Genomic DNA, 21317 nt, shown 5'->3' with positions numbered 1-21317 from the left:
AGAGCAGCTGGCCGCAACCTCCTGCCGTTTCGCAGCGGGCTGTATTGCGGGGCCATTGGTGGGTAAGCAGGCGCCCGCAAACCAGCAAACCAGCCGGCCAGAGAACCAAGCAGCGCGCTAATGCACTGCAGTAGTCCTCGCGGCCTCCACCGCCCGTCGCGTATCTTCCAGCACCAAATCCGCGTTGATGGCCGCGGCCGCTTTCAGTCCGGCGGCTGCGGCCGTCATCACCTGGGCCGAGACGTCCGTGGCATTGCCGGCGGCCCAAACCCCCGGGCAGGACGTCAGCCCCGACTCATCGGTGGCCAGCCGCGCTCCCGGGCCTTCTTCCAGGCCATCCAATTCCAGCCCGAGGTCCTGGAGCATGTTGGCCTTGCTGACCGTGGCTGGGCTGACCACCAGCACCTCGAGCGGTACCGCTGATCCGTCGTCGAGCGTGACACCCGTGAGCTTGTCGCCCTGGACCACCACGTTGCGGACCCGGCCATCCACCGCTTTGACGGACCGCGCTCCCAGCTGTTCCGCTTGGCCAGGGCTGAGCGCCAGTTTGTCATTGAGCAGGAGGGTCACGTCCGGGCTCCACTGCCGGAAGGTCAGGGCCTGCGAGACAGCGTGGGCATCAGAAGCGAGCACCCCTACCTGTCGGTTCCTGATCTCCCAGCCGTGGCAGTATGGGCAGTAAAGCACGTCCCTGCCCCAGCGCTCGGCCACACCCGGCAGGTCGGGCAGCTCGTCTTCAATTCCGGAGGTAATCAGCAGCCGGCGTGCCGTGCAGGTACTGCCGTCCTCAAGCGAGAGCACGAACCCGTCGCCGTCCCGCCTGGCAGACTCAACAAAACCTGTGATGTTCTGCCCGCCGTAGTCTGAAAGTTCCGCCCGCCCGGCGGCAAGAAGCTCGCTGGGGCTCATGCCCTCGCGGGTCAGGAAGCCATGCACTCCTTCCGCACGCAGGTTCCGCTGCCCGCCGGCATCGATGACCACTACGGAGCGCAGCGCCCTGGCCAGGGCAACGCCGGCGCTCAATCCTGCCGGTCCCCCGCCGATGACGGCAACGTCGAATAGCTGTTCTTGGTGATTCATCCAGGATTCCTTCCCCGGTGTGCGCTGCTCCCGAAAAAGGGGGCGCATTCAACTGCGTGCGCCCTCTGCAAGACCGCGCTCAGGAAAGGTACCCGGCGCTGCGGCACAATAACGCGCAGCCCGGGTTCCGGGAAAAGCAGTTCTATTGCGCCTCGGAGCAGTGCCGGTTCGTTAGGCTCCCGAACCGCTAATAGCCGGGCTCTCCGGCCAGTCGACGCACTGCTCGTAGCCCTCGTGCTTGCGGAGGTAGCTTGCAATGAAGGGGCAGTGCGGGATGATCCGTTTTCCTGCTGCCACCACGTCATCCAAGGCGAAGTGGGCCAGTACCTTGCCCAGGCCCTGGCCCTCAAAATCCGGCGACGTTTCGGTGTGGCTGAAGTCGATATGGCCGGGCAGGTCCTGGTAGAAGGACTGGACGGCCAGCTTGCCGCCCACATGCAGCTCATACCGGTGATGCGCGTCGTTGCGCCTTAGTGAGACGTCGGGAGCGAACCTATCCTCGGTGGACATCGTGTTCTCGGTCATGCTTCGACACTGGCACTACTTCAGCCCGCTGGCAATGCCCCCGCTTACCCTTCACCATCACTAGGGCAAGGGCAAAGCACACCGCCCCGGTTCGCAGCGGTTCCAGCGCCAGGAGAACCCGCGGAAGCTAACCGCCAAGGCGATGAGGCCCAGCACGACGGCGAGCAGCGGCGCAGTACCCTGGGCTGCGGCGGCCCTGAGGTACTTGCGCCCGGTCAGGGCCAGGACAACTGCGGCCAGCAGCATGGAGCCGCAGCAGCTGAAGATCAAAGTCCAGCCTGCAACGGCCTGCGCCGATCCCTCCGCTCCCCACACCACGCAACCGACGCCAATGAACGCCCCAAGCGCCAGGAACAGGTTGTAGAACCCCTGGTTGTAGGCGAGCGGCCTGGTGGTTTCGGCGTCAGCCTGGGATGCCACACCAAAGCGCTTCCAGGTGGCCGGCCTGGTCCAGGTGAGGGACTCCATGGAGAAGATATAGACGTGGAGCGCGGCTGCCAGGAAGGCAAAAAAGAGGGAGGCCAGGATCATTGCTTGATCCTAGCCTCCCCCTCCCGGAGTTTTTGTCCACGTATGCAGGCCTCCCGCGGGTTAAACCCTGCATAGCTGGACAAAAACTCCAGGGAACGTCAGCGCGTGAGCATGCCCAGGGCCGTTGTGGCGAAGCTGCCCGCGGACTGGTTCCAGTGGCCCAGGAGCCCCTGCAGGTTTTCACCGTCGGAACGGTGCCCGGGCAGCTGCTCCTGCAGGGTGGCGAGCACGCCGGTGCGGAGCTCGGTGTTGAAGTTGACCTTGCCAACGTTCATGGATGCGGCCTTCACCAGCTCCTCGGCAGGGATCCCGGAGGCTCCGTGCAGGACCAGCGGAATGTGCGTCCGCACCGCGATGTCCTGCAGGACATCCCAGCGCAGCTGCGGCTCACCCTTGTACTTGCCGTGGACATTCCCGACGGCGACCGCCAGCAGTTCCGCGCCGGTCCGGGACACAAAGTCCTCCACCTGGGCCGAATCCGTCAGCCCGGCCACAGCCACACCGGACTGGTCGGCGCCAAAGGCACGGTCCTCATCACCGGCGAGTCCGCCCAGTTCGGCTTCCAGCACGACGTCGGGCCCCAACAACTTACGGGCAGCCACGACCAGCGCGATGTTGCCCTCATAGGGAAGGGACGAACCGTCGGCGAGGACGGAATCCGCCCCTGCCGCAACGGCGTCGGACATCACCTGAAGGTCCGCCGCGTGGTCAAGCTGCACGGCAACGGGCACTGAAGCTGCGTCAGTCAGGCCCCGGAGGGCCCCGATGAGGCGCAGGCCGTTGGACGTGGCGGCGGTCTTGGGCGCCACGAGGAGGATGACGCCGCGGCCGGCCTCCTCCGCAGCGCCCACCACGGCCAGTGCAGTGGTGAAGTCGTAGCAGGTGAAGGCCGGGACGGCTGACCCCTGCTGGAGGGCGGAGGTGACCAGGTGGTCGAGTCGGGTGCGCATCAGACGGTGAGTCCGCCGGTAAGGATCCAGACCAGGAACGTAAGCGCAAACCCTGCGAGGCCCAGGATGGTGGTGAGCACAGTCCACGTTTTGAGTCCGTCTGCCACCGAGAGGCCGAGGAAACGGGTAACGATCCAGAAGCCGGAGTCATTGACGTGGCTGAGGCCAAACGCTCCGAAGCCCATGGCTACGAGGATGAGTGCCGTCTGAAACGGTGAGAAGCCGCCGTCGGCCACGGAGGCTGCAAGCAGGCCGGACGTGGTGATGATGGCCACCGTTGCGGACCCCTGTGATGCCCGCAGGATGGCCGCGAGGACGAAGGCCATAACGATAACCGGGAGGCCTGCGGTCTGCAGGCCTTCCGCCAGGGCCTTGCCGATGCCGGATACAGTGAGCACCTTGCCGAAGACGCCGCCGGCGCCGGTGACCAGAATAACGATGGCGGTAGGGGCCAGTGCGGAGTCCATGACTTCGCCGGTGTGCTGGGAAGACCAGCCGCGGCGGGTTCCCAGGAAGTAGTAGGCCAGGCCCAGGGCCGTGAGGAGCGCAATCAGCGGGGCGCCGATGAAGGCAGCCAGCTGGGAAGCGAAGCTGTCCTTGGGCAGGATGACGGCGCCGACAGTTCCCACCATGATCATGAGGATCGGAAGGACAATCAGGGTGATGATCATCGCCGGGCTGGGAGCGGTCTTGACCTCGCTCTTGACCGCAACGCTGGAAGTGCCCTGGGCAGCTTCCTGCTCCACCTGTGAGGTGCCGGTCCCGAAGAGGCGGAACTGCTCGGCGGTGGCGGGCAGCATGGTGAAGTCGCGGCGGTTGAGCCGGCGGGCAACAAAGTAGCCCAGGACGCCGACGGGAATGCAGAGGGCAAGGCCGATGATGGTAGTCCAGCCGATGTCCGCGCCGAGGATTCCGGCGCCACCGACGACGCCGGGGTGCGGCGGGACAACTACGTGGATGGCCAGCATGATGCCGCCAACCGGCAGGCCGATCTTGACCGGGTTGACCCCGGCGGCCTTGGCGAATCCGTAGATGATGGGGATCAGGATGATGAATCCGACGTCAAAGAAGACCGGGATGGCCAGCAGGAAGGCTGCGGAGGTCAAGGCGGCGATGACCCTGCGGGGGCCAAGCAGCTGGGTGAATTTGCCGGCGAGGGCTTGTGCGCCGCCGGAAATCTCGATCATTTTGCCCAGCATGGCGCCCAGGCCAACCAGGATGGCTACGGATCCAAGGGTTCCGCCCATGCCTTCGGTAACGGTTTTGATGACATCCGGCAGCGGGATCCCTGCCACGAGCGCCACGGAAACGCTGACCACGAGCAGGGCAAGGAAAGCGGGGATCTTGAACTTGATGACGGCCACGAGCAGCAGGGCGACGCCCGCCACTGCTATGGCCAGAAGAGCTAGTGCGCTCATCGTGTGTCTCCTTTGACGTCGCTAGTTAAGCCTAGCGAGCTGGGTGGGTACGACGACGGCGGAGGGGGGACCGCCGCCGTCGTACGTTCTGTGGGGGAAGGAATGTGCTACTTGGTGCGCTTGGTGGGGGCAACAACCTTGATGACGGCGGAGTCATCGGCGGCGGCGAGGCCCTGGGCCTGGCCCAGGAGGTAAAGCTGTTCGGCAGCGGCGGCAACCGGTGCTGCCAGTCCTGCCGCACGGGTTGCCTTGCCTACGATGCCCATGTCCTTGACGAAGATGTCGAGGCGGCTGAGGACCTCGGCGCCCTCCTCGTTATAGGCCTCGAGGATCCGGGGGCCGCGGTTGGAGAGCATAAACGAGCCGGCGGCACCGGCTTCGAGGGCGGCAAGGGTTTTGGCCTGGTCCAGTCCGAGCGCGTCGGCGAGGGCCATGGCCTCGGCGGCGGCGGCGATGTGGACGCCGCAGAGGAGCTGGTTGACGGTCTTGAGCGCCTGGCCGTCGCCGGGCTTGTCGCCCACGACGGTCAGGGTGGAGGCCAGCAGTTCCAGCGCCGGAGCCGCCTTTTCGCGGGCTTCGGGGGAAGCGCCGACGACGATCAGCAGGTCGCCTTCGCCGGCGCGCTTGGGCCCGCCGGACAGCGGGGCGTCCACCAGTTCGACGCCGTATTCGGCCAGCTTGGCGACCGTCGCAGGGATGGCCTCGGTGCCCACTGTGCTGCCGAGGATGACCACGGCGCCGGCTTCCAGCACCGAGGCCACACCATTCTCGCCGAAGAGGACATCGTTGAGCTGCTCGCCGTTCCGTACGGCCAGGAGCACGGCGTCAGCGCCCTTGGCGGCTTCGCGGGCAGTGGCGAAGGTGGCGATGCCTGCTTCTTCGGCGAGCTTGAGGCGGGGTTCGGCGATGTCGAAGCCGTGGACGGTGAGCTGTGAGGCCAGGCGGGTGGCCATGGGCAGGCCCATGGCTCCGAGGCCCAGGACGGTGACGGTGTAGTTACTGGTCATGGTGTTCTCCATTGAATGTGTGCTGGACATTGCGATTGGTAGCGGCTGGGCCCACGCCGGCGAGGGCCCCGATCCGAGCTTGCGAGGGTTGGGAGCCGGTGGGGATTAGAAGGTGTTGCTGAGCTTGCGGGTGACGTCGGCCAGGGACTGCTCGTCGCCCACGTTGCCGGCGAAGACGATGTACGGGATGCCCTTGGCGGGACCGTCCACCGGTTCCCACAGGCTCACGATGCCGGGGAGCATGGGACCCCGGACGATGGCATGGCGGATTTCAAGGCCGTGGGCAGCAACGTCGGAGGAGGTGATCCCGCCCTTGGCGATGACGAACCGCGGCGGGAAAGTCTTGAGGGTCCGGTTCACCACGGCGACGACGGCGGCCGAAACGGTGCGTGCAATCCGCAGGCTTTCAGCGGGGTCATCCGTCTTGATCAGCAGCCTGCTGGTGTGAACGATGACGTCGCCGCTGCGGAGCGCTTCGACGACGGTCCCCACGGTGTGGTCCAGGTGGCTGTCAGCGTGGGCGCCAAGGAGCTTTTCGACGTCGATCTCAACGATCCGGGCCGCGCTGTGCTGTTCGGTCAGGGCCTTGAGCTGGCGGGTGGTGACGCCCACGTGGGAGCCGACGACGATGAGCCCGCCGGCCTCGGACGGGGTGTTGCCGGCGTATGCCTCGGCGCCGCTGAGTTCGGTGCGGATCTCCTGGCCGATCCGGGCACGGCCGAACGGCGGGCCCACGCGGTAGAGCAGTTTCTTGCCGCGTCGCTCGGCTTCCTCCAGTCCGAGGGACAGCGCGCGAAGGTCATTCTCCGTGACAATGTCGGCCACAATCGGCGTGGAGTCCGTGGCCGCCTCGATGGCGTCGGCGATGGCGTTGGCGCTGATCTGTGCACCGTCTGACGCATCTGCGGCCGAAGCGCCGGCGCGGATGATGTTCAAGTCCAGGACGACCACCGAATCCGCAGCGAAGCGGCCCTGGGATTTTTCCTGGACGTAGTCGGCCATCACGGACGTCGTAAAGCCAAAGGTGGCGTCCTTGGCGAATTCGGTGTCGGACACCGGGGTGAGAGTGCCGGCAGCATCACCTGTGCCGCGCATGTAGTGGACGCCGCCGATGGTGATCCGCCCGGCATCCGGGAAGGCAGGAACCAGCACCACGCCGTCGGTCTGCTCGCCGCTGACGTCGGCAACCGTGGCGGCAATGACGTCCGGCTCCAGGGGGTAGTGGCCGCGGAGGGTGGAATCGCTGCGGCTGACGAAGCCCAGCCGGAGACTGGAACCAACACCGCCGTCCGGCGAGCCGGCAGCGGCGAGGGCGTTGCGGACCACTTCCTCATTCCGGGCGGCTGCCTCGGCGGGGTCCAGGCTGCGGGTGTTGGTGAGGACGTAGACGGCGGGCTTGGCCTGGCCAAAGGCCCAGATGAAGTCCTCCACTTCCCACCGGGTGAGCACGGGCAAATCTGCCACAGACTGCGTTCCGGTGGGGTCGTCGTCGAGCACTACCAGGACACGCGGGGTCTCCGCGTTGGCGGCAGCCAGCGTGCTGGCCACCAGTTCGGCGGGAATCCGGACCTCGGCCGGGTAGTCGGCCAGAACGTCTGCTTCAAGCGTCACAGTGCACTCCGTTGTGTATAGATCCGGGCGGATCCTGATGTAAAAGGTATCTGTAAGATGTCTGACATCTTGCATCTGATGCTAGTGTGGCATAGGACATAAAGACGCGCAAGTAGATTTGTCTGACATATCCGCAAAGGGCACTGACGGGGGCAGCATGGCAAGGAAGTCGTTGGTAGGCCAGGTGGCGGACGAACTCCTGGACCGCATCATCGCGGGCGAATTTCCCCCCGGCGCCACTGTTCCCGGCGAGCACGAACTCAGCGCCGCCCATGAAGTCAGCCGGATGACTGTCCGCGAGGCAATGAAAACGCTTGAGGCGCAGCGGATCCTCAGCGTCGAGCGCGGTCGCGGCACCTTTGTGAACCCACTCAACCGGTGGGCCTCGCTGGAGGCAGTCCTGCGCGCGGCCTCCGAGGGCAAGAACGAAGCGGAGGCGTCCATCCAGCTCATCGAACTCCGCCGCATGCTGGAGACCGGCGCCTGCGAACTCGCTGCGGGGCGCATCAGCGACGCCGATATCCAGGCCCTTCACGGCTACGTGGCCGCCATGCGTGCCGCCCACGAGGTGAACGACGTCGCCGCCTTCGTGGAAGCGGACCTCGCGTTCCACGACCTGATCCTGCATTCCTCCGAAAACGTTTTTGTGGCCGTTCTCTTCGAACCGCTCCACCGGGTCCTGGAAAAGCGGCGGACCGAAACGTCAGCGGTGCGGGAGATCCAGGTGCACGCCATCGGTCATCACCAGAACATCGCCGAAGCACTGGAATCCCGTGATGCTGCGCGTTCGCGGGAGGCTATGGACGCACACATGCAGCAGACGCTGGATGACCTCAAAAACCTGGTGCTCGAGGCAAAATAAACCCTGGCGCCCTTGGAGTTTTTGTCCACGTATGCGGACCTCCGGGGCTCGGAGGTCCGCATATCTGGACAAAAACTCCGGATTGTCAGCGCGCCGGCGGGGCCGTTGTTCCCCGGACCACGAGTTCGGTCGCTACTTCGAGGGCTGTGGGAACTGCGGTACCGGACTGGTCCTGCTGCTCCGTCAACATTCCCACCGCCATGGAAGCAAGCTGTGCCAGCGGCTGCCGGACCGTGGTGAGCGGCGGCGACGTCAACGCGGCCTGCGCAATATCGTCAAAGCCCACAATGCTCAGGTCTTCGGGGACGTGGAGCGAGCGCTGGCCGGCCGCGTTCATCACGCCCAGGGCCTGCAGGTCGCTGCCCGTGAAGATGGCGGTGGGCGGCTGGGGCAGGTCCAGCAGCTCCCCGCCCAGCCGCATTCCCGACTCGATACTGAAGTCGCCGTCCTGCACGAGCTCCGGCAGGACGGGCAGCCCGGCCTCGTGTAGCGCAGCCGCGTAGGCGGCGTAGCGGGCACGGCCATGCCCTGGGCTGTGCTTGCGACCGGTGATGATGCCGATCCTGCGATGGCCCTGGCCCAGCAGGTGGCTCACTGCGGCCAGGGCGCCGGAGAACGACGCCGGGCTGACGCTGGGGATTGCCAGCCCTTCGGTTCCTTCGGGGTCGATGGCGACGGCGGGAATCTTCAGGGTCCGCAGCGCAGTGACGAGGCGCGAATCCTTCCGCGGCGCCAGCAGCAGCACGCCGTCGAGCCGGTTGACGGACGGCTCGCGCAGCTTCCGCCAGCGCTCCGCGGTCGCATGCTCAGCGCGCGCGTAGGCGACGGCATAGCCCAGCCGGTCCGCGGCCGCCTCCACTCCCGCCATGGTCTCCAGGACCCAGGGAGAGTCGAAGTTGTTCACCACCAGCTGCAGGACTCCCGGCTGGGTAACCGACGCGGCGCGCTTCGAGTAGTCAAGCTCCTCGAGTGCCTGCTGTACCCTGGCGCGGGTGGCCTCGGAGACGTGGGTCCGGCCGTTGAGCACCTTGGACACCGTAGGTACGGAGACGCCCGCTGCAGCCGCGACGTCAGCAATTTTGGGACGCGGAGTGGCGGTCACAGGGGCGGTCCTCGGAGTCATGTAGTTACGGCGGCGTATTGTGGGGCGGTGGGACGCCGGGCCGGCGCAACGTCCACCCGGACCGGTCCCACGATAACATTGCCGCGCTCCTCCGAGCCCAGTGGTGAGGCCGCGAAGAGGCCCAGCTCCGCGCCGATCCACTGGCCTTTCACTACGTCGAAGTTCCAGCCCTGCACTTCCCACGGTTCCCCGGGTCCGCAGCGCCAGGCAAAGGTGGACCGGGGTGTGCCGTCGGTTCGGATCTGCAGTTCAATCCGGGAACCCGGCAGGACACGTTGCCTGCCCAGCCGCTGCTCGTGGGGCCCCTCTCCCCCGGTGCCATCGCCCAGGACATAGCCTTCAGTTGTCCTGACGATGCCCAGCCAGGCGTATCTCAGCCCCAGCACCACCACGCCTGCGCGGGTTCCCACCGGGACGTCCTGCAGCTCAAGCGACGTGGTGAACGTGGATGGCGTTCCGGGCAGGATTTGCCCGAGCAGGTTCGGGAGCTCCCGCAGGTTCACTGGATCGTTGGCCTTGGGCTTGAGGACGAGGTGCCCAACGCCGCACTGGTGCGCCCAGTCATCCTGCGGATTCGCCTGCCAATGCCACTGCGGCCCCAGCCGTGGTGACGAGAAGTCGTCGCTGGCCGGCGGTGCGATGTTTTCGGCGGCAGTACCTACCGGGTAGGGATGGCTGATCACGGGGGTTCCCGGTCCGCCGTCGGGAGTCCGGGCTCCCATCCAGGGCCAGCCGTCCTCACTCCACCCCATGGGCTGCAGGTGCACCACCCGGCCGTAGGGTCCGCGGTCCTGGAAGTGCAGGAACCAGTCCTCGCCCCGGGGACTGGTGACCCAGGCGCCCTGGTGGGGTCCGTTGACCTCGGTGTTTCCCTGTTCGAGGACGCGCCGCTCCTCGTAGGGCCCGAACGGGGACCTGGACCGGAATACTGACTGCCAGCCGGTGGCCACTCCGCCCGCCGGGGCGAAGATCCAGTACCAGCCGTCCCTTTTGTAGAACTTGGGACCTTCCAGGGTGCTGTAGCCCGGGAGGTCGGCCCCGTTGATCACAAGCGTGCCGTGGTCCAGCAGCCTGCCGGCGTCCGGGCTCATGCGGTGGACCGTGAGCCGGTTCTTCACGCCCACCCGGCTCTGGGCCCAGCCATGCACCAGGTAGGCCTGGCCGTCGTCGTCCCACAAGGGGCAGGGATCGATGAGCCCGCGGCCGGGGTACAGGAGGTGCGGGGTGGTCCACGGGCCCTCAGCCTTTTCGGCGCTCAGCACGAAGATGCCATGGTCCGGATCGGGGTAGAAGATCCAGAAGCGCCCGTCGTGGTACCGGAGTGAGGGAGCCCAGATGCCGCTGCCGTGGCGCACCAGCGAGTAGTGGCTGGTCTGGGGGAGCTCGGTGAGCGCGTGACCGGCATGCTCCCAATCCACGAGGTTCCGCGAGCGAAGGACCGGCAGGCCGGGGACGCGGTTGAAGCTGGAGGCGATGAGGTAGTAGACGCCGTCCACCTGCACCGCATCCGGATCCGGCCAGTCGGCGTTAAGGATCGGGTTGCGGTAGGCGGGGGCGGGGATCCGGGTAGTCATGACGTCCTGTCGGGAGAGCTGCGGCTTACGAGGGGGTGCTGGCTTAGGAGGGCCAAGGCATGGGCGGCGGTGGACACCTGGCCGTCATGGATAAGGGCGTGCAGGGAAAGCTTGAGCGGGTTGCTGTGGTCCACTACGGCGGGTTCCGCCCATGCCACGGCCGGTCCGGCGCCAAGGTAGCCTTCGGCCCGAATGAACCACGGAAGCAGCTGGCCGGGCTCCTGTGCGAGCACAACACTGACAGGTCTGCCATCGACCACCATGCCGATCGAAAGCCAGGGCGAGAGTGATCCGTGGGCAGCATCGGCACCGCTGCCGCCGTTGGACAGGACAAGCGGCGCGCTGCCGCCGTGGGGAAAGCGCCAGAAAACGCCGCCGTATCCGGCACCCTTGCGCCCTTTCACGGCCGACGACGATACCTCCAGCCGCTGCACGCCTGCCGCTGGGACAATCACCGAGGACAACGTAAGGCCCCACGTCCCGGGGCCCGTGTGGGAAAAGTACCGGATGCGACGGTGCTCGACGGCGAGTTCCCCGCCGTCCTTGGACAACCAGGAGACCTTGCCGGATGCTTCCTCCGGCGTTGACTGCCACTCTCGCGGAAGCTGCCTGCCGTGGTTGGCCAGGAGCATGGGTCCATTGCCGGCCGTATAGGTCGACCCGCCCCAGAAATTGGTTCCGTTGACGTCGGAGAAGGCGATGGAAAGCCCCAGGTGGTGCCGGTGGTCAGCCGGTTCAGCATCGGTGACAACAACGCCTGCCTTGGAACGTACCGGGTGAAGATACGGCCGGGGCGCAAGGTTGGCCGGCTGTTGAAGAGCGGTGTTGTGGGCGGCGGGAGGGTGCTCCCGCCGGGTTGGACCCGGCGCTTCAGCGGGTTGGGTGTAGTGGGCCAAGCCGACCTCCAGTAGGGGCAGTTCAAGGGATGTGGGGTTCAGCATAGCCAGATCAGAAAGAGCCAGCAAGAAGCATGGAAACTTTCTGTTCTCACTTCAGCTGCGGTTTTCAAAATTGCGTTGACAGGCACAGCTGATCCTTGCTAGAAATCGTTTACCGAGTTTTGGTTTGGGTTACTTCGCTGTTCCGGCGGGTTCTGTCCAGCGAAGACGCCACCGTACCTGAAACAGAAACTTTCTGAAATTCTTTAAGATTAGAAGCCCGCAGACTAGCAGTGGGCAACCCTAGAAAGGCGTCATTCAATGATGAAGACTGTCAGCACCCCCATCTCCCGCAGGTTGGTCCTGGGCGCAGCGGTTACGGCCGCGGGCCTGGCGCTGAGCGGCTGTGGAGGCGGTTCGACACCTGCTGCGGGTGGCGGCGGCAACGTGGAGTTGAACTTTGTCTATTGGGGTGACTCCAACCGGGCCAAGATGACGGACGCGGCAATCAAGATCTTCGAGGAGAAGAACCCCGGCATCACTGTCAAGAGCGAATACCAGGACAGCGGCCCCTACGCCGACAAACTGGCTACCCGCTTCGCCGGCGGAAACCCGCCTGACGTCCTGAACATGGCCAACCGCACGCTCCTTGAATACGCACAGCGGGGCACCCTCGCTGACCTGAAGTCTTTCCCGGAGATCGACCTCAAGAGCATCCCCGCTACAATCCAAAGCCGCGGCGAGGTTGACGGAAAACTGTACGGCCTGGCAACCGGAGTCAACCTCATCGGCATGGTGGTGAACAAAACCATTACCGACCAGGCCGGGGTCACCATTCCGGATGACAAAACCTGGAGCTGGGAAGACTATGCAAAGTTCGCCACCGAGATCACGCAGAAAACCGGCGGCAAAATCTACGGCGCCGGCTATGACGTAGCCACCGAAACGGGCCCCATCCTCCTCGCAAGGCAGCGGGGTGAGGACTTCTACACCAAGGACAACAAGCTTGGTGTCAGCGAAGAGACCATGCGCGACTGGTTCCAGTACAGCGTTGACCTGCGGGCTGCAGGAGGCTATCCGCCCGCAGGCTTCTTCGAGCAGATTGGCGGCTCCCCTGCCCAGTCGTACCTGGCCAAGGGCACCGTCGCCTCCCAGATCATCCCGATCAACAACTACAAGGGATACAACGAGGCCGCCGGCGGAAACGTGGTCCTGCTACGCATGCCGGGCGAAACCACCGAAAAGCGCCGCGGATACTCCGCCGATCCCAGCATGCTCTGGTCCATTGCCGCGAAGTCGAAGCACCCAAAGGAAGCGGCGAAGCTGCTGAACTTCCTGATTAACGACGTCGACGGCGCTGCGGAGACGCTGACCCAGCGCGGCGTTCCAATCAACCCCGAAGTGACAGAGGCCATTATGCCCAAGCTCGGTGAGGATGACACGAAGTTTGTGCAGATGGTCGCCGACATCCAGAAGGACGACCTCGCACCGGCCTACGTCTACCCCAAGGGTGCAAGTGTTGTCGCGGACACGCTCAAGCAGTTGGCGACAGAAGTCGAGTTCGGCCGCATCACCCCTGCCGATGCAGCAAAAACCTTCCTCGAGAAGAGCAATGCAGCCATCAACAAGTAACTGCCCACGTCCAGATATTTCGTTACCCAGATAGGAGCCTGACGCATGTCAGTGCTGACCAAGCAAGCCTCCGGCGCGGCCGCCAACCTGGCCGCGCCGGGCGGGAAACCCAGCCGGGCACGCGGAAAGCGCACCAATCAGCGTTCCGGTTACCTCTTCCTGCTGCCGTGGTTCATCGGCATGCTGTTTACGATCATCCCGTTCTTCGCCTCCCTCTACCTGGCGTTTACGGACTACAACCTCTTCACTGAGCCGAACTTCGTGGGACTGGCAAACTTCCAGGCGATGTTCGAGGACCCGAGGCTCCTGCAGTCGCTCAAGGTCACATTCATCTACACCTTCGTTTCCGTGCCCATCTCCCTGGCCGTGGCCCTCCTGATAGCCCTGGTACTGAACCGTGGCCTGCAAGGCCTGGCGATTTACCGCTCCGTCTACTACCTGCCGTCCCTGCTCGGTGGAAGCGTCGCGATTGTGATGCTCTGGCGCTACATCTTCGGCAATGACGGAATCGTCAACGGCTTCCTGGGTCTCCTCGGGATCGAGGGCCCGGCATGGGTCACGGACCCTGAGTTCGCGTTGAGCACCCTGATCGTCCTGAACGTGTGGACCTTTGGTTCGCCGATGGTAATTTTCCTCGCCGGCCTGCGCCAGGTGCCGGCCATGTACTACGAGGCCGCCTCCATCGACGGAGCGTCCCGGTGGCGGCAGTTCCGGAGCATCACCCTGCCGTTGATCAGCCCCATCATCTTCTTCAACCTCATCATGCAACTGATCGGATCCTTCCAGACCTTCACCCAGGGCTACGTGATGAGCGGTGGAACCGGCGGACCGGCGGATTCCACCCTGTTCTACAACCTGTACCTGTACCAGAAGGGCTTCACGGAGTTCGAGATGGGGTATGCCTCGGCCATGGCATGGCTGCTGTTGATGATCATTGCGATTTTCACGGCCATCAACTTCATCGCATCCAAGTTCTGGGTCTTCTACGACAATTAAGGCACCGCTATGGCTCTCCTCGAACTACCCCTCAAGAACAAGCAAAAGAAGGACGTTCCCGCAGAGGACGCGCTCACCGGGACCACCGGCACACGCTTCTCACGGCACCTGATCCTGTGCCTGGTTGGCCTGGTGATGCTGTACCCGCTGTTGTGGCTCGTCTCCAGCTCGTTCAAGCCCAGCAACGACATCTTCCGTCAGCTCGGACTATGGCCGGAAAACTGGGACTTCAGCAACTACGAGCAGGGCTGGACGGCGCTGAACCAGCCCTTCCACGTCTACCTGATCAACTCCCTGATCGTGGTGGTCTTCTCCATCGTGGGCAACATCTTCTCCTGTGCCCTGGCTGCCTACGCCTTCGCCCGGATGGAGTTCACCGGCCGGAAGCTCTTTTTCGCCCTGATGCTGGGAACCCTGATGCTGCCGGGCCACGTGCTCCTGGTGCCGCAGTACATCATCTTCTCGCAACTGGGATGGCTGGATACCTACCTGCCCCTGATCGTGCCGAACTTCATGGCAACGAACGCATTCTTCATCTTCCTTATGGTCCAGTTCATGAAGGCCCTCCCCAAGGAGCTGGACGACGCCGCCCAGATCGACGGGTGCGGCCCCTTCCGGACGTTCCTGCGCGTCATCCTGCCCCTGTGTGTTCCGGCGATGGCCACTACGGCCATCTTCACATTCATCTCCACCTGGAACGAGTTCTTTGGCCCCCTGCTCTACATCCAGAACCAGGACCTCTACACCGTGCCGCTGGCACTGCGTGCCTTCATGGATTCCGAAGGCCAAAGCATGTGGGGGCCAATGTTCGCCATGTCCGTTGTGTCCATCGCACCCATCATCGGCTTCTTCATCGCCGGCCAGAAATACCTCATCAACGGAATCGCCACCACCGGGCTGAAGTAGCCCGAGGCTGGAAGCAGCAGCCACCACCTTCTCCTACGCATCATCACTGAACATCCCTGATTACCCGTGCCCGGGCTGGAGGCTGCCCAGGCACAAAAACAAAGGAGTTTTGTATGAGTCTGCGACGCCTGCTCGGCGCGGCCACCGCCGTCGTGATGCTGGGAAGCCTGACGGCGGTTCCTGCCGCCACCGCCTCCCCTGCCGGAGCCCCACAACCGTCCACCGCCCTGCCCGCCACCCTGATACCGGCTGCCGATGCCACCCCCGAAGCGATGTGGAAGCAAACGCCCGATGGTTTTGCGGCGCTGCCAGGCTACGGCCTTGCCGGAACCACCGGCGGGCAGGCCGGCCGCATCGTCACCGCATCCACCATCGAGGAACTGGCCAACTACGCAGCAGCGGCCGAACCGCTGGTCATCTTCATCCGCGGCAGCCTGACAGCCAGGGACTACATCAAGATCCCGGTCGCCGCCAACAAAAGCTTCATCGGGGCGGGTGCCGGCTCTGAAGTGGTAAACGCAGGCTTTAAGCTCATCAATGTCTCCAATGTGATCTTCCGGAACTTCACTATCCGGGACTCCTACATCCCCGGCGACTGGGACGGCAAGCGCCCGGACAACGACCGCGACGGCATCCAGCTGGACACCACCCACCACGTCTGGGTTGACCATATGAAGATCCAGCGCATGGGCGACGGCCTGATCGACACCCGCAAGGACTCCGACCTCATCACCTATTCCTGGAACGTCTTCGCGGACAACAACAAAGCCCTGGGCGTCGGCTGGACCTCCAACGCGGTGACCCGGATGACCATCCACCACAACTGGATCCGCAACACCACGCAGCGGAATTTCAGCCTTGATAACACCGCCGCGGCGCACGTCTACAACAACTACCTGCAGGACATCGGCCAGTACGGCATGATGGGCCGCAACGCCGCCAAGGTGGTCCTGGAGGGCAACAGCTTCAGCACCGTGCAGGACCCCATCGTCGCCAAGGATCCCGGCACCGAGGTGGTCAACCGGGACAACGTCTTTAACGGCACCCGCGGCCGCAGGGACAACGCAGGCTCCGCCTTCGACCCCGCACAGAACTACGCCTACCAGAAGGACGACGCCGCCCGCGTTCCGGACATCGTTGCCGCCGGCGCAGGCCCACGGGAGGACAACGCCCCGAACAAATCAACAGAAATCACTGTTGCGCTGGATGGCACCGGCGACTTCGGCAGCCTCCAGGCAGCGATCGGATCCATCCCCAGCGGAAGCACGCTGCCCCGCACCATCACCGTCAAACCCGGCACCTACCGCGAATCGGTGAACATCTGGGCGGACCGCCCCAACCTCACCATCCAGGGTGCAACTGCCAACCCGGCCGACGTCGTGGTCAGCTACGACCTGCCGGCCAACGGCGTGAAGTTCTTCGGCGGCACCTGGGGCGCAGGCGGAAGTGCCACCCTCAACGTCCTCGCCGAGGGAACCACCGTACGGAACCTGACGGTGGAGAACACCTACGACGAGGCCGCCAACGGAGGCAGCCAGGCGCTCGCTGTGCGGAGCGTGGCGGACAAGGTGACCTTCGACGGCACGCGCTTCCTTGGCAACCAGGACACCTACCTGGCGGATACCACCGGACGCGATGCCACCGCTCGAACCTACCTCAAGAACTGCTACATCGAAGGCGACGTGGACTTCATCTACGGCCGCGGCACGGCGGTGCTGGATGGCTGCACCATCCACTCGCTGGACCGCGGCAGTGCAACCAACAACGGCTACATCGTGGCTCCGAGCACCAAGAACTCCAATCCGTACGGCATCCTGATCGTGGACAGCAACCTCACCTCCAACGCCGCTGCGGGAACGGTCAGCCTGGGACGCCCCTGGTTCGCCAGCAGTGATCCTGACGCACATCCAATGGCCGTGATCCGGGACTCCGTGCTGGGCAGCCACATCGCAGTCCGCGGCTGGGCGGATATGAGCGGCCACTCCTGGACCGAGGGCCGTTTCGCCGAGTACAACAACAGCGGACCCGGCGCCCACGTCAACGAGTTCCACCCCCAACTCACCCCCGAAGAGGCCAACAAGTTCACCAAGGAAGCCTTCCTCGGTGACTGGACCCCGGCGGGGCGTGGTTGAGATGGCCTGCAGACAACACGCCGAGGAGAATCAGTGATGCTATCCATACCGCTTTCCATCGCGATAGCAACCGCCGTTGCCTTCACGCCGTCTGTTCCCTTTCGAGCATCGGAGCATGCAGACGGCGCTCCCGTAGCCAGCGAGCTGGGCCACCAGGTGCTTGCCGACGGTGACGGATGGGCATCTGCCGACGGCGGGACCACCGGTGGTGCCAATGCGGCACCCGAAGACGTGCATGAGGTTTCAACGAGGGATGAACTGGCCGCAGCAGTGGCGGGAAACAAGCCCAAGATTGTGTACGTAAAACAGCACATCGACGCGAATACCGCATCTGACGGCTCTCCGATCGCCTGTGAGGACTATGCAGTGGACGGCTATTCGCTTGCCGCTTACCTCGCAGCGTTCGACCCCCTGCACTGGACAGGAACCGCATCCGGCCCCTTGGAAGATGCCCGCAAGGCATCAAGCGCAAACCAGCGGAAGCAAATCAGGATTGACGTCGGCGCCAACACAACCATTGTTGGTGTGGGAGACGCCCAGCTCACGGGTTTCACCTTGAACATTGACCGGGTAGACAACGTAATTGTCCGCAATCTCCAGCTCTCCGACGCCTACGACTGCTTCCCGGCCTGGAACGGTGACACCTGGAAAACCGAGTGGGACAACCTGGTGGTCTCGGGATCAACCCATGTCTGGCTGGACCACCTGACGCTTGACGACGGGGGGACTGTTGACGCCGAGCAGCCCGTTTATTTCGGTAAGCCCTTCCTGCGGCATGACGGCCTCCTGGATGTCGTCCGACAGGCAGACCTGGTCACCATCTCCTGGAGCAGGATGGTGGGACATGACAAATCGCTGCTGTGGGGCAACGGCGACGGTGCCACCCGGGATCGCGGCAAGCTCCGCGTCACGCTGCACCACAACGAGTTAGTGGATCTTGAGCAGCGCGCACCCCGGGTCCGTTTTGGGCAAGCACACGTCTACAACAACGTGTACAAAGTGAGCAACCCTGACCATTACCAGTACTCCTGGGGCGTGGGCGTGGAGTCGAGCATCATTGCGCGGAACAACACGTTTGAGCTGGCGGCCGGCATTCCTCCTGCCCGGATCATCCAGAACTTTGGCGGCACTGGAATCGATGAAGAGGGCACGTGGGTGAACGGACGCCATGTCAACGTACTGGCCGCCTACACCTCGGCTAATCCGGCCGCGTCCCTGACTCCGGAGGTATCGGGCCTGCCCGGACCTCATCTGCCCATTGAACCTGCACCGGCCGCACGAAACCGGGTTGAGCGCGGCGCAGGCTCCGGCCTCCTCCGCTGATTCGTCAGGCGCTGGGCCGTTCCTTATCGGGGAGCGGCCCAGCGGCACGTCCGGAAGGCCGGGTGAATAAAGGCTGGTCAAGGCTCCGGAAGTGCCACTAGTCTTCAAGAAGGCCCGCAACCGGGAGCCCCAAGGCAATCACGAGGAGCGAAGTTGTCCAACCACACGTACAGCATTTCTGAAATTGTCGGCACGTCGGATCAGGGAGTGGACGACGCCGTCCGGAACGGAATCGCCAAGGCATCCCAGACCCTGAGGAACCTTGACTGGTTCGAGGTCAAGGAGATCCGGGGCCACCTGGAAGAGGGCAAAGTCGCTGACTGGCAGGTCACCATCAAGCTCGGTTTCCGGTTGGAAGACCACTAGTCCAAGCACAACTGGCCCGCAGCTAACACCCATTTTGGGACGTTACCTGCGGGCCAGTTCGGCTTTAGCGCAAGGCTAATTCGCTGAAACGGCACCTGCTGAGCGCCGCCGCCACACGGTGGGGACGCCGTCGAACGCCGGGAACACGTGGCCCTCGAAGAAGGACAGGACCGTGTGCGGGTCCTGGTCCGGGCTCCAGAGGCCGGACACCGGGCAGTGCGAACCGGTAGCGGTAGAGGGAGCACCGACGGCGGCGGCAGCCTGGCGTTCCTTAAGCAGGGCGATGCGTTTCATCTTTGAGACCATCCTTGGAGTAAGAACTTGTTCCTCCAGCCTAGGAAAGCTTCCTTTCCTGCCCAATGGGCTCGTGGCCAGAATCCGCCCGTACGGCTGGTCAAACGCACAGCGGAGGCGGCACAGCAACAGCTAGGCGCCGCCTTCGGCAACGGTTGCAGGAGCGTCCGGTACGGAACTGCGCGGCTGCTCCGGATTCGACACCGCGCCGAGGCTGCCGAGCAAGGCAAGGGCATCAGCCGACGGCGACCCGGGCCGGGCGGAATAGACCCTGAGCGTCTGGTCGGGGTCCTCCGGGAGGACAAGGTTCTCAAAGTTCAGTTCCAGGTCCCCGACCGCGGGATGGTGCAGACGGACGGCTCCTGCGGACCTGGTTGCCACGCGATGCCCCGCCCACCATTGCCGGAAGTGTTCGCTGTTGACCGCCAGCTCACCTACGAGTTGGTTGGCCTGGGCGTCGTTGGGGTGCCGGCCAACATCAACGCGAAGGGCTCCGGCGGCTTCTGCAGCCACCGTCTTCCAGTCCCGGAACAGCTCCCTGGCTGCGGGGTCGAGGATGAGCCAGCGGGTCAGGTTCCTTTCCGCTACCGGGAGCGCCGGAAAATCGGTGAAAAGCAGGAACGCCAACCGGTTCCCGGCCAATACGTCGCTCCGGCGCCCCAACACCATCGCCGGCACGTCTCCCACGGCTTCCAGGAGGTGGCGAAGGGCCGGGCGGACCGCCTGCGCCGTTTGCCCGGCGGAGCGCGGGTTAGCAGCGCAGTTCTCCAGCAGATCCATCATGTGTGCCTGCTCGCTGCTGCTGAGGCGGAGCGCCCGGGACACGGCGTCCAGCACTGTGCGCGAGGGGTGGATGTTCCGGCCCTGTTCGAGGCGGACGTAGTAATCGGTACTGACTCCCGCCAGCCTTGCCACTTCCTCGCGCCGAAGTCCTGGCACCCTGCGGGTCCCGGAGGTGGGCCCTGCCCCTGCATCCTCGGGGCTCAGCCGGGACCGCATGGCTTTGAGGAATTTTCCGAACTCGGCGCTTTGACCCATGCAAACCATTGTGACCCGCGCTGTCCGGCATCTTCTACAACGAAGGTAGGACTGGCAGTCCTAGGAAAAACAAGATCAGCCTTGCTTACTGACATCGGAGCCAAAAGTGCATAGGCTCAATAACGAGCCAGCGGAAACCGCTTTCTCGGCGTCGAGCCACCGGCACCCACACCCGCACCTTTCAAGGAGCCCCACTATGTCAGAGCTGACACTGAACAACGGCGTCACCATCCCCCAGCTGGGTTTCGGTGTTTTCCAGGTACCGCCCGAAGACACCCAGCGGACCGTGGAGGACGCGCTCGAGGCCGGCTACCGCCACATTGACACCGCTGCCGCCTACCGCAACGAGGCCGGCGTTGGAGCAGCGATCGCGGCTACCGGCATCCCCCGCGAGAACATCTTTGTGACCACCAAGCTCCGGAACGGCGAGCAGGACCGGGCACAGGAAGCGTTCCAGAACAGCCGTTTGGCACTTGGCCTGGACTACGTCGACCTGTTCCTCATCCACTGGCCGGTCCCGTCGCAGGGCCTGTACGTCCAGGCCTGGAAGGAGATGGAGCGGCTGTACGAAAACAACCAGATCCGTGCCATCGGAGTCTCCAACTTCCTTGCCGGCCACCTGGACGACCTGCTGGAGTCCGCTGAGATTGTCCCGGCCGTGAACCAGATCGAGCTCCACCCCAGCTACCAGCAGGCGGAACTGGCAGACAAGTGCCGGCGCCTGGGCATCGCGGTGGAAGCTTACAGCCCGCTTGGACGGGGCGCCGACCTGAACGGTAATGCCGTGACAGCCATCGCCAACGCCCACAACGCCACCACCGCCCAGGTGGTGCTCGCCTGGCACCTGGCGGCCGGAAACATCGTGATCCCCAAGTCCAGCCAGCCTGCCCGGATCCGGGAAAACTTCGCAGCTTCGGCCCTTGACCTTTCGGATGAGGAGCTTGCGGCCATCACCGCGCTCGAGTCCGGAGCGCGGCAGGGCTCGGATCCCGCCGTCGCCTCCTTCACCCAGATGTAGTCCATCCAGCTGTAGCCCACCCAGCTGAGCCAGGGCCCCGACAGGCTCTGCAA

General features: G+C 64.5%; 19 protein-coding genes and 1 pseudogene. 8 read left to right on the top strand and 12 right to left on the bottom strand.

Annotation, left to right across the window (positions count from 1 at the left end; genetic code table 11):
* Positions 1-117 precede the first annotated feature (117 nt).
* The 7 genes and pseudogenes from G6R19_RS01165 to G6R19_RS01135 all read right to left on the bottom strand — a co-directional run bounded on the left by G6R19_RS01165 (position 118) and on the right by G6R19_RS01135 (position 7122).
* Positions 118-1080 (bottom strand): NAD(P)/FAD-dependent oxidoreductase, encoded by a 963-nt coding sequence (locus G6R19_RS01165; RefSeq protein WP_163161531.1) that lies wholly within the window; start codon positions 1078-1080, stop codon positions 118-120.
* A 171-nt stretch (positions 1081-1251) separates the two neighbouring features.
* Positions 1252-1605: a GNAT family N-acetyltransferase gene (locus G6R19_RS01160; protein ID WP_163161529.1), complete on the bottom strand. Its 354-nt coding sequence runs from the start codon at positions 1603-1605 to the stop codon at positions 1252-1254.
* Between the two features lie 129 nt (positions 1606-1734).
* Positions 1735-2136 (bottom strand): annotated as a pseudogene (locus G6R19_RS01155) (DUF1304 domain-containing protein); the annotation flags it as partial.
* A gap of 98 nt (positions 2137-2234) precedes the next feature.
* Positions 2235-3086, bottom strand: coding sequence for a class II fructose-bisphosphate aldolase (locus G6R19_RS01150; protein WP_163161525.1), 852 nt, complete (start codon positions 3084-3086; stop codon positions 2235-2237).
* Entirely contained in the window at positions 3086-4504 is a 1419-nt protein-coding gene (locus G6R19_RS01145) for a GntP family transporter (protein ID WP_163161523.1), read from the bottom strand. The genes G6R19_RS01150 and G6R19_RS01145 overlap by 1 nt, the downstream gene beginning before the upstream one ends.
* A 107-nt stretch (positions 4505-4611) precedes the next feature.
* Positions 4612-5511, bottom strand: coding sequence for an NAD(P)-dependent oxidoreductase (locus tag G6R19_RS01140; protein ID WP_163161521.1), 900 nt, complete (start codon positions 5509-5511; stop codon positions 4612-4614).
* Between the two features lie 105 nt (positions 5512-5616).
* Complete coding sequence (locus G6R19_RS01135) at positions 5617-7122, bottom strand: four-carbon acid sugar kinase family protein (RefSeq protein WP_163161519.1); 1506 nt, start codon at positions 7120-7122, stop codon at positions 5617-5619.
* 157 nt (positions 7123-7279) lie between these two features.
* Between G6R19_RS01135 and G6R19_RS01130 the strand changes: the two genes are divergently transcribed.
* Positions 7280-7984, top strand: a complete 705-nt coding sequence (locus tag G6R19_RS01130; RefSeq protein WP_163161517.1) for a FadR/GntR family transcriptional regulator — start codon at positions 7280-7282, stop codon at positions 7982-7984.
* Positions 7985-8069: 85 nt separating this feature from the next.
* Here G6R19_RS01130 and G6R19_RS01125 read toward each other — a convergent pair whose 3' ends face one another.
* The 3 genes from G6R19_RS01125 to G6R19_RS01115 are packed head-to-tail and all read right to left on the bottom strand — an operon-like array spanning position 8070 to position 11622.
* The gene (locus tag G6R19_RS01125; protein ID WP_240341715.1) at positions 8070-9086 is read right to left on the bottom strand and encodes a LacI family DNA-binding transcriptional regulator; all 1017 of its coding nucleotides are present in this window, start codon (positions 9084-9086) and stop codon (positions 8070-8072) included.
* A 17-nt stretch (positions 9087-9103) separates the two neighbouring features.
* A complete protein-coding gene (locus tag G6R19_RS01120) occupies positions 9104-10681 on the bottom strand; it encodes a glycoside hydrolase 43 family protein (protein WP_163161513.1) in 1578 nt (525 codons plus the stop codon).
* Positions 10678-11622, bottom strand: coding sequence for a DUF6807 family protein (locus tag G6R19_RS01115; RefSeq protein ID WP_163161511.1), 945 nt, complete (start codon positions 11620-11622; stop codon positions 10678-10680). The genes G6R19_RS01120 and G6R19_RS01115 overlap by 4 nt, the downstream gene beginning before the upstream one ends.
* A gap of 258 nt (positions 11623-11880) precedes the next feature.
* Between G6R19_RS01115 and G6R19_RS01110 the strand changes: the two genes are divergently transcribed.
* The 6 genes from G6R19_RS01110 (at position 11881) to G6R19_RS01085 (ending at position 18914) form a co-directional block, all read left to right on the top strand.
* Entirely contained in the window at positions 11881-13191 is a 1311-nt protein-coding gene (locus G6R19_RS01110; RefSeq protein ID WP_163161509.1) for an ABC transporter substrate-binding protein, read from the top strand.
* A 45-nt stretch (positions 13192-13236) separates the two neighbouring features.
* Entirely contained in the window at positions 13237-14187 is a 951-nt protein-coding gene (locus G6R19_RS01105) for a sugar ABC transporter permease (RefSeq protein ID WP_163161507.1), read from the top strand.
* A 9-nt stretch (positions 14188-14196) separates the two neighbouring features.
* Positions 14197-15093, top strand: a complete 897-nt coding sequence (locus G6R19_RS01100) for a carbohydrate ABC transporter permease (protein WP_163161505.1) — start codon at positions 14197-14199, stop codon at positions 15091-15093.
* Between the two features lie 113 nt (positions 15094-15206).
* Positions 15207-17225: a pectinesterase family protein gene (locus tag G6R19_RS01095; RefSeq protein ID WP_163161503.1), complete on the top strand. Its 2019-nt coding sequence runs from the start codon at positions 15207-15209 to the stop codon at positions 17223-17225.
* A gap of 36 nt (positions 17226-17261) precedes the next feature.
* Positions 17262-18548, top strand: a complete 1287-nt coding sequence (locus G6R19_RS01090; protein ID WP_163161501.1) for a pectate lyase — start codon at positions 17262-17264, stop codon at positions 18546-18548.
* Between the two features lie 153 nt (positions 18549-18701).
* Positions 18702-18914, top strand: a complete 213-nt coding sequence (locus G6R19_RS01085; RefSeq protein ID WP_163161499.1) for a dodecin — start codon at positions 18702-18704, stop codon at positions 18912-18914.
* Positions 18915-18989: 75 nt separating this feature from the next.
* On the opposite strand, the gene G6R19_RS01080 is transcribed toward G6R19_RS01085, so the two are convergent.
* Positions 18990-19208, bottom strand: coding sequence for a hypothetical protein (locus G6R19_RS01080; protein WP_163161497.1), 219 nt, complete (start codon positions 19206-19208; stop codon positions 18990-18992).
* 132 nt (positions 19209-19340) lie between these two features.
* Positions 19341-20246: a helix-turn-helix transcriptional regulator gene (locus tag G6R19_RS01075; protein WP_163161495.1), complete on the bottom strand. Its 906-nt coding sequence runs from the start codon at positions 20244-20246 to the stop codon at positions 19341-19343.
* 196 nt (positions 20247-20442) lie between these two features.
* Here G6R19_RS01075 and G6R19_RS01070 point away from each other — a divergent pair, with 196 nt between their 5' ends.
* Positions 20443-21264 carry an aldo/keto reductase gene (locus G6R19_RS01070; protein WP_163161493.1) on the top strand — a complete coding sequence of 274 codons (822 nt, stop codon included), beginning with the start codon at positions 20443-20445 and terminating at the stop codon, positions 21262-21264.
* Positions 21265-21317 lie beyond the last annotated feature (53 nt).

This window comes from Arthrobacter sp. Alg241-R88, from assembly GCF_900537115.1.
Lineage (GTDB): Bacteria > Actinomycetota > Actinomycetes > Actinomycetales > Micrococcaceae > Arthrobacter.
Note: the sequence above shows the minus strand (reverse complement) of the source record. Positions and strands in the feature narration are given on the sequence as shown.